Genomic DNA, 14,935 nt, shown 5'->3' with positions numbered 1-14,935 from the left:
ATCAGATGCTGTCACCGCAGGCGCTTCATTCAGCAAAAGGAAAAAATCCCGTACTCGTTGATGTCCCTGTCAATGTGAAGCTGTTCGGCAAAACGGCCGATGTGGATTACGGGACGTACAAACTGACAATCCGATCAAATGAAGACAATCAGGTTTTGGGGATCAGCACATCTTTTATCTACAGTTCAAACCGCCTTTACCTTAATGGAAAAGTAATCGGACAGAGCGGCAATCCTTCAGAAAAAGCTGATTTTAAGGCGCAGAACAAACCGTACAGCAGTTTTTTCAGGCTTCACAAGGGTGACAATGAACTTGTCCTGCATTTTTCGAATTTCGGAAAAGTTCCCGGCTGGGGGATCGCAAAACCAATAACGTTTGGGACTCAAGAACAAATTATACGTGAGAATCAAATTTCCTTTTTCAATGATTCCATTATGATTACGGCTTTTTTCATTACCGGTTTATATTTTCTCGGCTTTTTTCTGCAACGGACAAAGGATAAACATTTATTGTTCTTTTCCGTGATGTGTCTGCTTTTTTCTGCCATTATTCTTATGATCGGGAAAGAAAGAATTATCTTTCTCCTCTTTCCGTCTATTTCATTTTCATTGCTGAATTCCTTGCGTATCATCTCAACCGTGCTTGTCAGCATGGCGGTTTTTCTTTATCTCTTTTATGCATACAGAGAAATTGTTTCAAAAACGACGATCACCATTTTAACCGCTTTATCCGGGACCATCTTGATCACTGATTTTATGTCCGGAAGTTTCATTGACCATCTCTCATACATTTTACATTCTGTGCTTGCCGTTACGACTCTGTTTTATATTACATATATTTTTACGATTGCCGCCATAAGAAAAATAAAAGGAAGCACGTACCTTACACTCGCATCCGTCTCGATGAGCGCTTTTGTGATTCTTACGACCATTTCAGCTTACAGCGGCAAAACGGCTTTTTCTTTTAATTCGCTCTATTCATTGCCGACAGTCATCGCTTTATTGGCGGTGGTTCTTCTGATGGCGCAGCAATTCGCCGGAGCTTTCCGGGACAATGAAGTCCTCTCACGGAAATTAGTCAAAATCGACCAACTGAAAGATGAATTTATCGCCAAAACTTCACACGAATTCAAGACGCCGCTGAACAGCATTATTAATATATGCCAAACTCTTGTAGCCGGCAGAAAAAAGAAGACGATAGAGGAAGAGAAAGAAAATATGCAGCTGATCATCCGTATGGGCTACAGACTTTCCGATCTCGTAAATGATATTCTTGATTTGGAAAAAATGAAGCAGGGTATGCTGCAGATTCGTCCGGTTCCCGTCGATGTGCATGCCGTCATATGCAGTGAGATGAACTTCTACCGGCTTTTATCCAAACATAAAAAACTTGCCATTCTTAATCATGTGCCGGACGGCCTCCCTTTGGTGCTTGCAGATGAAAACCGATTCCGGCAAATCTTAACCAATCTTGTTGAAAACGCAATCAAGTACACATCCGAGGGGAACATTATTCTTTCTGCTGAAAGCCTGAATGACAAAATGATTCAAATCACGGTGGCCGATTCCGGCAGCGGCATTCCTGAGGCTGATCTTGAAACCATTTTTGATTCTTTTCAGCAAGCGGGAGGGACGGAAGAAGATGGAACGGGTTTAGGTTTAAGTATTGTGAAACAGCTCGTCAAGCTCCAAAACGGGGACATCTGGGCGGAGTCAGCGGCGGCGCAAGGATCAGCCTTTCATTTTACATTACCCGCCGCTCAAATTGATTCTTTACCGGAAGCAAAGACCGAACTTCCTGAATCACAGCCCGGGCAGAGAATGTCGGATATTTCGCTGGTCACGCCTTATCACTCAGAAAAAATCGATGCTCCGACGATTCTGATCGTCGACGATAACATCGAGAGTTTGAAAATTTTAACGGATATGCTGGAAGGTGTTCCTTATAACGTAATCGCAGTAAAAAGCGGAAAAGAGGCGCTTCAAGCTGTCTCTTCCTCGAAGCTTGACTTGGTCATATTAGACCTGATGATGCCCGACATGACGGGTTTTGAAGTCTGCACAAACATCCGCGAAAGATTCAGCATGGTCGATCTGCCGGTTCTTATCGTTACGGCAGCCATTATCAGCCATGACAAATACAAGGCGTTTCATGCCGGAGCAAACGACATCTTACAAAAGCCTTATCATTACTCTGAATTCACCGCGCGTATTAAAAATTTAATTTTGATGAAGCATACGGCTCACCAAGCCACAAATTTAGAAATGGCATTTCTTCAGTCGCAGATTAAGCCTCATTTTCTTTACAATGTATTAAATACGATCATCGCGCTCAGCCATTTGGATATTGAAAAAGCACGGGAAACGACTGCTGCATTTACAAACTATTTAAGGATGAGTTTTGATTTTCAAAACACTTCGGACATCAGCTCATTCAGAAACGAACTTCTATCATTACGTCATATCTTTCTATAGAAAAAACACGCTTCGGCAAACGGATTGATATCCTTTTTGATATTGAACAGGACATTGACTTCCCCCTTCCGCCTTTAATGATACAGCCATTGGTGGAAAACGCCGTTCATCACGGGATCAGTAAGAAAAGAGGCGGCGGACGGATAAAGCTGACAGCGAAAAAACAAGGCGAAAACACGTATTTTATCAAAGTGGAGGATAATGGAACCGGCATCATGCCGGACATACAGAAAGATATTTTATCTTCTGACGTTAATCGCAGTGTCGGCCTGAAAAATATCAATCGGCGGCTGAAGCATTTTTGCGGAAGTGAATTGACGATCACCAGCACCCCGGATGAGGGCACCGCTGTTTCGATGATGATTCACACTCCCGGCACAACGGATGATTCGAACTCACTAAAGACGTCTTCATTAAGATACTGATTAACTTCAGAAGGCTTGTAAATACTTCTGCCGGCTGTCGGGGAATTCCCGTCAGCCTTTATTTATCCAAAAAGACGTAAAAACAAAAAAGCTTGAAGAAAAAGTGATATCTTCTCCAAGCTTAGATGATCCGCACCAGTCTGGCCGTTTTCACTTAAGAAATCGTAACTCCCGCGCTTGCATATCCCGCCACTGTATTAATAAGCGAAAGGCCTGTCGCAGTGGCGGAGAATACCATTAACAGCCGGGTTTGAGGAGTTACCGCAATGTTCAGCCCTGTCGTGATTCCGTTGCTGATGCTGCCGATTGACAATATGCCGGTGAGGGGAGGAGCTAAAGTGACGGATGCTCCGGGGATCGGCGTGAACGTATTGTTCGGCACTGTGGAACTGTATAATTGTGCGGTTATCGTAACAGTCGAGCCGACAAGCGACAATGCTGCGGTTGTACTGAAATAAGCGGCAATTGATGTAATGGTTCCGCTTCTCGGAGCAGAAAAAGCAAAGTTCAGCAGAGTTCCTCCGGCCCCGGTGAGATCAATTGCACCTCCCCCTCCGACATTGACGCCCGTTACAGAATTGCCGAACCCGACAAGGCTCACCGTTCCGATTAATCCGCCGGCAATGGTCGTCACGGCAGTGGGAAGACCTGAAGCATAGGGAATGATCGCGCCTGCTCCGGTTACCCCGGTTACTCCTGTTGCTCCGGTGGCGCCGGTTACCCCAGTTGCTCCGGTTACCCCAGTTGCTCCGGTTACTCCTGTTGCACCGGTTATTCCCGTGGCTCCCGTTACTCCGGTGGCTCCAGTATCTCCGGTTACTCCTGTTACTCCGGTTACTCCTGTTACTCCGGTTGCTCCAGTTATTCCGGTCGCTCCGGTTACTCCCGTTACCCCGGTGGCTCCCGTTACCCCGGTCGCTCCGGTTACTCCCGTTACCCCGGTTGCTCCTGTTGCCCCGGTTACTCCGGTTACTCCGGTTGCTCCAGTATCTCCGGTTATCCCGGTTGCTCCGGTTACTCCCGTGGCTCCCGTTATCCCAGTTGCGCCGGTTACTCCGGTCGCTCCGGTTACTCCCGTTACTCCGGTTGCTCCAGTATCCCCTGTTACCCCCGTTACTCCGGTTGCTCCAGTTATTCCGGTCGCTCCGGTTACTCCCGTTACCCCGGTTGCTCCTGTTGCCCCGGTTACTCCGGTGGCTCCGGTTACCCCGGTCGCTCCGGTTACTCCGGTTGTTCCCGTTACCCCAGTTGCGCCGGTTGCTCCGGTAGCTCCCGTTACCCCGGTGGCGCCGGTTATTCCAGTCGAGCCTGTTACTCCCGTTGCGCCGGTTAATCCCATTGCTCCCGTTACCCCGGTGGCACCCGTTATCCCAGTTGCTCCGGTTACTCCGGTGGCACCCGTTACCCCGGTCGCTCCGGTTACTCCGGTTGTTCCCGTTACCCCAGTTGCGCCGGTTGCTCCGGTTGCTCCCGTTACTCCGGTTACTCCGGTTACCCCGGTTGCTCCGGTTATTCCAGTCGAGCCTGTTACTCCCGTTGCTCCCGTTACCCCAGTGGCTCCCGTTATCCCAGTTGCACCGGTTACTCCCGTGGCTCCCGTTACCCCGGTCGCTCCGGTTACTCCGGTTGTTCCCGTTACCCCAGTTGCGCCGGTTGCTCCGGTTGCTCCGGTAGCTCCCGTTACACCGGTTGCTCCGGTTACTCCCGTTACTCCCGTTACCCCGGTGGCGCCGGTTATTCCAGTCGAGCCTGTTACTCCCGTTGCTCCGGTGAATCCCATTGCTCCCGTTACCCCGGTGGCACCGGTTATTCCAGTCGCGCCGGTGGCGCCGGTCGAGCCCGTTACTCCCGTTGCTCCCGTGGCGCCGGTGGCTCCAGTCGCGCCGGGATCTCCAGTGACGCCGGTTACCCCAGTCGCTCCGGTATTCCCAGTCGAGCCCGTTGCTCCGGTAAACCCCGTTGCTCCGGTAAACCCCGTTGCTCCAGTGAATCCCGTTGCTCCAGTCAGCCCCGTTGCTCCGGTGCACCCCGTTGCTCCGGTGAATCCTCTTACATGAAAATGATTTGGATGACAGCATGGACACCATCTTTCATGACAGCAAGAGTTTTCGCAACAGAATCCTTCACAGCAATGTGCCCGATTTTGATAACTGCGCCTTTGATTTCTTCTTTTATGTTGAAAATGACAGCAACACTCATTACTATTCCGGCAGTCGTAATCCCAAGAGTCGTATCTGTTATACCAAGTATCTCCTTTTCTCATTACACCACCTCTATTTTCATAATATTTCCATGATAAAAAAAGGTGTGGCAAAACCCCACTTCTATTGGGCAAATTTTTAAATGTTCTTTAAGGCTGCATCATGCAGCATTTACAGAAAAAAGACCTAACTGTGCATAAGTCAGGTCTTTCATCTTTAAAATATCAGTCTGCTGTTGTATTAGGTTGTCGGGAAACGAATGCTGTTAAAATCGATATTGAGAGCTGTCGCTGTTGTTATATTATTCGCAGTTGTGAAAATAACTCTCAGCTGGTACGTATTTGTTCCTGCGGTCGGTGCTGTATCCACTGTTGTATCAGCAATCGAAAAACTATCCGTAGCTGCGGTAGTACTAGTTCGCGACAGAGTTCTTGTATGAATTTGTACTGTTCCCCTATATAATCTCACCTCAAAAACAAAGTTTGAATTGGCTGCAGTTGTTAGCGCGACACTGAGTGCATAATCAAGCTTTACATTCTGCAAAGCGTTAACCGGGATTGCCAGCGTAGCAATGGGAACTTCTGTATTTAACGGCGGATAAACAGTGAGCGGCCCGTTGGTTCTTGTGAAGAGCAAGGTTGGTGTACTGCCTGTGGCGCCGGTTGGTCCTGTTGCTCCAGTTGGGCCCGTTACTCCTGTTACTCCTGTTGCCCCGGTTACACCAGTCGAGCCGGTTGAGCCTGTTGCTCCAGTCACTCCCGTTGAACCGGTTACTCCGGTTGAGCCTGTTTCTCCAGTTGCTCCAGTTACTCCTGTTGAGCCTGTTGCGCCGGTTGCGCCTGTTAATCCCGTTACACCTGTTGGGCCAGTCACTCCTGTTGCACCAGTTAACCCAGTTCCTCCCGTTGGGCCGGTTGAGCCTGTTAATCCCGTTACACCTGTTGGGCCAGTCACTCCTGTTGCACCAGTTAACCCAGTTCCTCCCGTTGGGCCGGTTGAGCCTGTTAATCCCGTTACACCTGTTGGACCAGTCACTCCTGTTGCACCAGTTAACCCAGTTCCTCCCGTTGGGCCGGTTGAGCCGGTTGCGCCTGTTAATCCCGTTACACCTGTTGGGCCAGTCACTCCTGTTGCACCAGTTAACCCAGTTCCTCCCGTTGGGCCGGTTGAGCCGGTTATTCCTGTCGCGCCTGTTAATCCAGTTGAGCCGGTTAGGCCCGTTGCGCCTGTCGATCCGGTTTCTCCAGTTACCCCCGTTGACCCTGTTGGGCCGGTTACTCCAGTTACACCCGTTGATCCGGTTATACCAGTTACACCTGTTGGGCCTGTTATGCCGGTTGATCCGGTTGACCCCGTTACCCCGGATGCACCCGTTGCTCCGGTTGATCCTGTTTCTCCGGTCGCACCAGTCACTCCGGTTGTGCCTGTTGGACCGGTTACTCCTGTCGATCCGGTTGATCCTGTCACTCCCGTTGGACCAGTTGGGCCAGTCACACCGGTTAAGCCTGTCGCGCCTGTTATTCCGGTCGATCCCGTTACGCCGGTTACTCCTGTTGACCCTGTTACTCCGGTTGCGCCAGTCGCTCCTGTTATCCCCGTTGCCCCAGTCACTCCAGTTGAGCCCGTTTCTCCGGTTATACCAGTTGGGCCTGTTACTCCGGTTGTGCCGGTTTCTCCCGTGGCACCGGTTACTCCGGTTGGACCGATTTCTCCAGTTACCCCTGTTGCACCGGTTGACCCAGTTCCTCCTGTTGGGCCAGTTTCTCCCGTTGCTCCAGTTACTCCAGTTGCACCGGTTGAGCCCGTGACCCCAGTTGGGCCGGTTGAGCCGGTTACACCAATTGGACCAGTTTCTCCGGTTGAACCAGTTACACCAGTTGGACCTGTTACTCCAGTCGATCCGGTTGAGCCCGTGGTTCCGGTTTCTCCTGTTGATCCTGTTGCTCCTGATGGTCCAGTTGCTCCGGTTTCTCCTGCTGGGCCTGTTGCCCCAGTCACTCCAGTTGACCCCGTTTCTCCTGTCGATCCGGTTGGGCCTGTTACACCAGTTGGACCCGTTTCTCCCGTTGAGCCAGTTGCTCCTGTTGCACCTGTTACTCCGGTCACTCCAGTTAATCCCGTCGCACCAGTTGATCCGGTTTCTCCTGTCGATCCGGCTACTCCTGTTGGGCCTGTTACTCCAGTCACTCCTGTTGAGCCCGTTACCCCAGTTGGGCCGGTTTCTCCGGTTATTCCTGTTGCCCCAGTTACACCGGTCGCCCCGGTTGCACCTGTCGATCCGGTTTCTCCCGTCGCCCCGGTTTCTCCTGTTGAGCCAGTTTCTCCTGTTGAGCCCGTTACCCCAGTTGGGCCGGTTTCTCCGGTTGATCCAGTCGGTCCTGTTGCACCAGTCGAGCCGGTTGTTCCCGTTCCCCCGGTTACACCAGTTACCCCAGTCGCTCCTGTCGATCCCGTTTCTCCGGTTGTTCCTGTTACACCGGTCTCTCCTATTGCGCCGGTTGGGCCGGTTGCCCCAGTCACTCCTGTATCCCCGATTGGCCCGGTTAATCCGGTGGCTCCTGTTACTCCCGTTGCACCAGTTACTCCTATTGGCCCTGTTGCTCCGGTTGAGCCGGTTTCTCCCGTTGTTCCTGTTGAACCGGTTTCTCCTGTCGATCCCGTTGCTCCGGTTGTTCCTGTAATTCCAGTTGGGCCGGTTTCTCCAGTTAATCCCGTCGCACCAGTTGATCCCGTTTCTCCTGTCGATCCGGTTACTCCGGTTACACCAGTTGAGCCCGTGACCCCAGTCGGGCCAGTAACTCCTGTTGATCCGGTTTCTCCTGTTGACCCGCTTTCTCCAGTTGGACCAGTTACACCACTCGCCCCAGTTGGGCCAGTCACACCAGTTGGGCCTGTTGCTCCTGTTACTCCAGTTGGGCCGATCTCTCCCGTTGGCCCGGTTGCTCCGGTTATTCCTGTGGCCCCAGTCACTCCCGTTGCTCCGGTTACACCGGTTGTGCCCGTTACTCCTGCTGGGCCGGTTTCTCCCGTTGCCCCAGTTACTCCTGTTGGGCCAGTTTCTCCCGTTGCCCCAGTTACTCCAGTTGCACCGGTTTCTCCTGTTGAGCCAGTAATCCCTGTTGCACCGGTTTCTCCGGTTGAACCAGTTGGGCCTGTTGCACCAGTCGAGCCGATTGTTCCAGTTATTCCAGTGGCGCCCGTTGCGCCGGTTGTTCCTGTTGACCCGGTTGCTCCTGTTGGGCCTGTTGCTCCTGTTATACCAGTTGGGCCTGTTACTCCTGTTACTCCTGTTGCACCCGTTGGGCCTGTCGCCCCGGTTACCCCCGTTACTCCTGTCGATCCCGTGACCCCCGTCGGGCCAGTCACACCAGTTGCTCCGGTTATGCCAGTTGCTCCGGTTATGCCAGTGGCGCCCGTTGCGCCGGTTGGTCCTGCTGCGCCGGTTATCCCTGTTGCCCCAGTTACACCGGTCGCTCCGATTTCTCCTGTTGATCCGGTTTCTCCAGTTAATCCCGTCGCACCAGTTGATCCCGTTACACCAGTCGGGCCGGTTGCGCCTGTTACTCCGGTTGCGCCAGTAACTCCAGTTGCACCGGTTGATCCTGTTACCCCAGTTGGGCCAGTTGGGCCGGTTGATCCAGTCGGTCCTGTTGCACCAGTCGAGCCTGTTGTTCCCGTTCCGCCAGTTACACCAGTTACCCCAGTCACTCCAGTCACTCCAGTTGCACCGGTTACTCCTGTTGAGCCAGTTTCTCCGGTTGAACCAGTTACACCAGTTGGGCCTGTTACTCCAGTCGCCCCTGTTGCACCGGTTGAGCCGGTTTCTCCCGTTGTTCCTGTTGAACCTGTCGATCCCGTTGCTCCGGTTATTCCTGTTGCACCAGTTACACCGGTCGCTCCGGTTTCTCCTGTCAACCCCGTTACTCCGGTTGGGCCTGCTGCGCCAGTTGTGCCTGTCGATCCTGTTACCCCAGTTGTCCCCGTTACACCAGTCGCCCCTGTTACTCCGGTGGGGCCGGTTTCTCCCGTTGCACCGGTTTCTCCGGTTGAACCAGTTGGGCCTGTTGCACCAGTCGCCCCAGTTGGGCCAGTCACACCAGTTGAGCCTGTTGCTCCTGTTACTCCAGTTGGGCCGATCTCTCCCGTTGGCCCGGTTGCTCCGGTTATTCCTGTGGCCCCAGTCACTCCCGTTGCTCCGGTTACACCGGTTGTGCCCGTTACTCCTGCTGGGCCGGTTTCTCCCGTTGCCCCAGTTACTCCTGTTGGGCCAGTTTCTCCCGTTGCCCCAGTTACTCCTGTTGCACCCGTTGGGCCTGTCGCCCCGGTTACCCCTGTTACTCCTGTCGATCCCGTGACCCCCGTCGGGCCAGTCACACCAGTTGCTCCGGTTATGCCAGTGGCGCCCGTTGATCCTGTTGAGCCGGTTGGACCGGTCTCTCCCGTTGGGCCAGTTTCTCCCATTGCCCCGGTTACTCCTGTTGCTCCAGTTACACCGGTTATTCCTGTTGACCCTGTTACACCAGTCGCTCCGGTTTCTCCTGTTGACCCTGTTACACCGGTTGTTCCCGTTACTCCAGTTGGACCCGTTACTCCGGTTGGGCCGGTTTCTCCCGTTAAGCCAGTCGGTCCGGTTGAACCAGTCACTCCCGTTGAACCTGTTGATCCTGTTGATCCTGTTGATCCTGTTGGACCCGTTACCCCAGTCACTCCTGTTGAGCCAGTTTCTCCGGTTGCGCCAGTAACTCCAGTTAGACCTGTTACTCCAGTTGAGCCGGTTATCCCCGTCGCCCCGGTTTCTCCTGTTGCTCCCGTGACCCCAATCGGGCCAGTCACACCAGTTTCTCCGGTTGAGCCTGTTGCTCCTGTTGAACCAGTTGGGCCTGTTGCACCAGTCGAGCCGGTTTCTCCTGTTGACCCTGCTACACCGGTTGAGCCAGTCGCTCCGGTTATCCCCGTTAAGCCAGTCGGTCCTGTTGAACCGGTTGCACCTGTTACTCCTGTTGGGCCGGTTCCTCCCGTTGAGCCAGTCGGTCCGGTTGAACCAATTGCTCCTGTCGCTCCAGTTGCACCTGTTATCCCGGTTGAGCCCGTGACCCCAGTTGCTCCGGTTGCGCCAGTCGCTCCGGTTTCTCCTGTTACTCCAGTCGCCCCTGTTACTCCAGTTGAGCCCGTTGAGCCGGTTGAACCTGTTGCTCCTGTTACTCCAGTTGATCCCGTTACACCAGTTGGACCCGTTGCTCCGGTTGCGCCGGTTTCTCCCGTTACACCGGTTGGGCCGGTTGATCCTGTCGCTCCAGTTGAACCGGTTTCTCCTGTTGAGCCAGTAACCCCTGTTGGTCCAGTCACACCGGTTGGGCCCGTCGCGCCTGTTATTCCAGTTAGCCCGGTTACACCAGTTGCGCCTGTTGCACCGGTTGAGCCTGTTGCTCCTGTTATCCCCGTTTCTCCAGTCACTCCAGTTGCTCCGGTTTCTCCTGTTACACCGGTTGGGCCGGTTGGGCCTGTTGGGCCAGTTTCTCCCGTTGGGCCAGTTTCTCCCATTGCCCCGGTTACTCCTGTTGCTCCAGTTACACCGGTTATTCCTGTTGACCCTGTTACACCAGTCGCTCCGGTTTCTCCTGTTACACCGGTTAAACCTGTTACCCCGGTTGCGCCAGTCGCTCCTGTTATCCCCGTTGCACCAGTCGCTCCAGTTGCACCGGTTTCACCTGTTGAGCCAGTAATCCCTGTTGCACCGGTTGGGCCGGTTGATCCTGTTACACCGTTTTCTCCGGTTGAACCAGTTGAACCAGTCGACCCTGTTGGCCCGGTTGGACCTGTTATTCCGGTTGCACCTGTTACACCAGTCGCTCCTGTTACACCAGTCGCTCCTGTTACTCCAGTTGGGCCGGTTGAGCCCGTGGTTCCGGTTTCTCCGGTTGCTCCCGTTGAGCCGGTTTCTCCCGTCGCCCCAGTTACTCCAGTTTGACCGGTTGAGCCAGTTACACCAGTTGGGCCTGTTACTCCCGTTGCACCGGTTGGGCCGGTTGCTCCTGTTGGTCCTGTCGATCCGGTTGGGCCTGTTGCACCAGTTGAGCCGGTCGTTCCTGTTGAGCCTGTTATTCCGGTTCGGCCGGTTACACCAGTTGAGCCAGTCACTCCCGTTGGACCTGTTTCTCCGGTTGCACCTGTTACACCAGTCACTCCAGTTGAACCGGTTTCTCCTGTTACACCCGTTGGACCTGTTCCCCCGGTTGCGCCTGTTTCTCCAGTTAATCCCGTCGCACCAGTTAAGCCGGTTGCGCCTGTCGGTCCGGTTGTTCCCGTTCCCCCGGTTACACCCGTTACCCCAGTCGCTCCTGTCGATCCAGTTGCACCGGTTTCTCCTGTCGCCCCTGTTTCTCCAGTTGGACCCGTTACTCCGGTGGGGCCGGTTGGGCCTGTTGATCCTGTTATCCCCGTTGCCCCAGTCACTCCAGTTGGACCAGTTACACCCGTTAGGCCTGTTGTACCTGTCGCTCCAGTTGAGCCGGTTGCCCCTGTTATTCCGGTTGAGCCTGTCGCGCCAGTTTCTCCGGTTGCTCCTGTTGAACCAGTTGGGCCTGTTGCACCAGTTGAGCCGGTCGTTCCTGTTACTCCAGTCACTCCGGTTGAGCCAGTAGTTCCGGTTGCTCCTCTTGCTCCTGTTACACCAGTCGAGCCGGTAGCTCCAGTTACTCCCGTCGCCCCTGTTACTCCTGTCGGACCAGTCACTCCGGTTGGGCCGGTTACACCCGTCGACCCCGTCGCTCCTGTTGGGCCTGTTGCCCCGGTTGAACCAGTTGCTCCCGTTACACCAGTTGCTCCGGTCGCTCCTCTTGCTCCGGTCGCTCCTCTTGCTCCGGTCGCTCCTCTTGCTCCGGTCACTCCTGTAGGGCCCGTCACTCCTGTGGGACCTGTAATTCCCGTTACGCCAGGTTCACCCCCGGTTTGCGCCAATGAAACGTCGTCTATTAAAACCGTGCCGGAAGAAACTTTACTTAATACAATGACGGCAGAGGCCGCGCCAGAAGGCACACTGCTTGTTTTATAGATTTCAGACCATGTGTGAAAGAGCACGTTCGGCAAATTTCCGGGTGTAATATTTTCTTGAATGGAACTGATTTGTTCACCTGCTGCGCTGACATAGATGATCTGGAGAGTTACTTGGGGACTTGGCTCATTTCCGAGCGTTGCGAGTGATACGAATAGAGTCACTGACTTGGCTGAAATTGGAACGATTTGACTGAGGTAAGCATATGGCTGAGCTCCAATAAATTGCGCAGAATATCTCCCTGAATGTGCAAACAAACTGTTAATCTGGGTATTTGCCGAACTCCACCCCGCTAATGTACCGGTTTCAAAGCTTCCGTTTATAATCGGATTATTCATTCAATCTTTTTCCCTCTCCTTCCCGTTGTTGACCGTCTTACTTATTAAGACAGCATATTAATACGGGCTGTGTTTTGACAACCTAAATAAAAAAGGTGATTTCTTTTCATCACCTTAATCCGATCCTTGAATGGGGAATCCCGTCGCAATGAGGGAGCGGTTTGCCGCTGCGACTTGTGTTACGTAATTCGAAGAAAGGACGGATAAATAGAGCTGGTACGCGGCTGTTTCATCCGCCTTCATTTCGTCGATGTACGTAAAAGGAATTCCTATGATTTGTCCGCCTGAAGAAAAGAGGTTCCGCTCTTGTCTCTGTGTTTGTATCGATACGCCATTTCTTTGCAGATCGACAGCTAAGACCAATGAGAAATGAGACGCGAGCGGATCTAATTCCACATTTACTTGTATGACGGCATCCGTTTTCACCAATTGATCTGTCGGCGCGGCTATCACTGCGCTTAACACGTTTATCGGTGTTCCTTCTAACGGAATCATCATCTGGTCTGCTGTATTTTGAAAAGCTACCGCAGGAACCGCTCCCGGCGGCCCCTCAGGCCCCGGGGGACCGGGCGGACCCGCCTCCCCTTGCGGACCGCGGGAGCCGGCGGGTCCTCTTTTGCCTTCGGGACCTCGCAGCCCGGGTACGCACAAGGCAGATCGATTTTCATCTGAAGACGGAAACCGTTTTTCTGTCCCTGTTTCCGGCCTTTCATGTTCACATGGTAATTGTTCATACCGGCGTTTCATATGTCTGCTCATATATTTGTAAGGTTTCTGTTTCAATATCATGTATTGATTACGGCCGCTGCTCATATTATCACCCCGGCCATATTCTATTCGCACTGGAGTCATCATGTGCAGGCCCTTCCCCTTCCTTACAGAAATAAAAAAAAGGCAGACCTGAGTCTGCCTTTTTTTCTTCTACCATAACCCTAATACTTTCCACCATAATCCGCCGATCACAAGCCATGTCACAATATGGACGATTGACAGGATAAAGCCGATGGACCACCATTTACTTTGCGATATATAACCCGCTCCGAAAAAGACCGGAGCCGCTCCTGAGCCGTAATGCGTCGTCGAACCGAAAAGGTTGCTGAAAAACGCCAGGCTGAGCGCCGCCAACAGCGGCGGAGCGCCTGCCGCCACGATGACGGCGAGAAATGCCGCATACATGGCGCTGATATGCGCGGTTGCGCTCGCAAAGAAGTAATGCGTGTAATAATACACGACAATCAGAATCATAAATGCCACAATCCATGAAAAACCGGAAACAGAAGATTTCATCATATTGCTGAACCAAGACACCATGCCGAGCTCATTCAGGAAATTCGCCAGCATCACAAGCGCCGCGAACCAAGTCAGCGTATCCCATGCACCTTGTTCCTTTTTGATGTCCTCCCATGTTAATACCTGTGACAAAAGCAAAACGGATAATCCGATCAGGGCCGTCGTCGTTGCGTCAATATTTAAGCTTCCTCCGAAAATCCACAGCGCAAGCACCAATAAAAAGACGATGACCATGGAGAGTTCGGATTTTTTAAACGGACCCATTTCTTTCAATTTTTCCGTTGCGATTTTAGCCGCATCCGGTGTTTCTTTAATTTCCGGCGGATACAGCTTATAAATGACGAGCGGCGTAATGATTAAGCTCGCCAATCCCGGTACAATGGCCGCGATTGCCCAGCTTGTCCATGTGATGTCCACCCCTGCGACATCGTGGGCCAGCTTGGCGATCAGCGGGTTCGCCGCCATTGCCGTCAAAAACATCGCAGACGTAATCAAGTTTCCTTGAAAACCGGTTTTTAATAAGAAAGCGCCGATTTTCCGCTCTGTTCCGTCTGCCGGCGTTGATCCGAAAGTTTCGGATAATGATCTGATAATAGGAAAAATAATGCCGCCCGCCCGTGCCGTGTTGCTCGGAATGGCAGGTGATAAAATTAAATCACTGAAAAGCAGTGAATAAGAAAGGCCGAGTGTTTTCTTCCCGAACCGTTGTACGAATACGTAAGAAATCCTGGCGCCGAGCCCGGTTTTGATGAAACCCCGGGAAATAAAAAAGGCGATGACAATCAGCCAGATTGTCTTGTTTCCAAATCCGCTTAACGTATTTTCAATAGATAGCGTTCCCGTTAACGCGGTGACTGCCAATGCAAAAATTGCAATTGCGCCCATTGGCAAGGGCTTGGAGATAAAGCCGATAATTGTTGCGACAAAAATAGCGAACAAATGCCATGCTTTAGGTTCAAGTCCGGACGGCGCGGGAATAAACCAAATGATTAATCCCACAGCAACAGTAATAAGCAAAGGAATGATTTTTACTGCCTGCTGTTTTTTTGCGTCTTTTTCTGAAGCCATTACAGGTCTCCTCCTATTTTGTTATCTTCCATCCCCTATCCCATTTTACTACTTAACTAAGTTAATAAACGTTTTTGTTAATTAAAAA

Annotated in this window: 4 protein-coding genes and 2 pseudogenes; 2 read left to right on the top strand and 4 right to left on the bottom strand. The window is 52.4% G+C overall.

What is annotated here, in order from left to right; genetic code table 11:
- Positions 1–5: 5 nt before the first annotated feature.
- Positions 6–1,700 (top strand): annotated as a pseudogene (locus tag NSQ37_RS09320) (sensor histidine kinase); the annotation flags it as partial.
- A 120-nt stretch (positions 1,701–1,820) separates the two neighbouring features.
- A pseudogene (locus NSQ37_RS09315) lies at positions 1,821–2,899 on the top strand (response regulator).
- A 154-nt stretch (positions 2,900–3,053) separates the two neighbouring features.
- Here the strand turns inward: NSQ37_RS09315 and NSQ37_RS09310 are convergent.
- The 4 genes from NSQ37_RS09310 to NSQ37_RS09290 form a co-directional block, all read right to left on the bottom strand.
- Positions 3,054–5,162, bottom strand: a complete 2,109-nt coding sequence (locus NSQ37_RS09310; protein ID WP_341123603.1) for an exosporium glycoprotein BclB-related protein — start codon at positions 5,160–5,162, stop codon at positions 3,054–3,056.
- Between the two features lie 178 nt (positions 5,163–5,340).
- The gene (locus NSQ37_RS21240) at positions 5,341–12,489 is read right to left on the bottom strand and encodes an NTTRR-F1 domain (protein WP_445661286.1); all 7,149 of its coding nucleotides are present in this window, start codon (positions 12,487–12,489) and stop codon (positions 5,341–5,343) included.
- Positions 12,490–12,603: 114 nt separating this feature from the next.
- Positions 12,604–13,302, bottom strand: coding sequence for a hypothetical protein (locus NSQ37_RS09295; RefSeq protein ID WP_025284405.1), 699 nt, complete (start codon positions 13,300–13,302; stop codon positions 12,604–12,606).
- 108 nt (positions 13,303–13,410) lie between these two features.
- A complete protein-coding gene (locus NSQ37_RS09290) occupies positions 13,411–14,847 on the bottom strand; it encodes an anion permease (RefSeq protein ID WP_007408966.1) in 1,437 nt (478 codons plus the stop codon).
- Positions 14,848–14,935 lie beyond the last annotated feature (88 nt).

It is taken from the genome of Bacillus sp. FSL P4-0334 (genome assembly GCF_038004825.1).
GTDB classification, from domain to species: Bacteria; Bacillota; Bacilli; order Bacillales; family Bacillaceae; genus Bacillus; species Bacillus velezensis.
This window is presented reverse-complemented; position numbering and strand designations above follow the sequence as displayed.

What these genes read in the sequence shown, in the direction of transcription:
- NSQ37_RS09310 (WP_341123603.1), bottom strand. Translation starts at nt 5,162, where the DNA reads ATGAGAAAAGGAGATACTTGGTATAACAGATACGACTCTTGGGATTAC.
- NSQ37_RS09290 (WP_007408966.1), bottom strand. Translation starts at nt 14,847, where the DNA reads ATGGCTTCAGAAAAAGACGCAAAAAAACAGCAGGCAGTAAAAATCATT.
- NSQ37_RS21240 (WP_445661286.1), bottom strand. Translation starts at nt 12,489, where the DNA reads ATGAATAATCCGATTATAAACGGAAGCTTTGAAACCGGTACATTAGCG.
- NSQ37_RS09295 (WP_025284405.1), bottom strand. Translation starts at nt 13,302, where the DNA reads ATGAGCAGCGGCCGTAATCAATACATGATATTGAAACAGAAACCTTAC.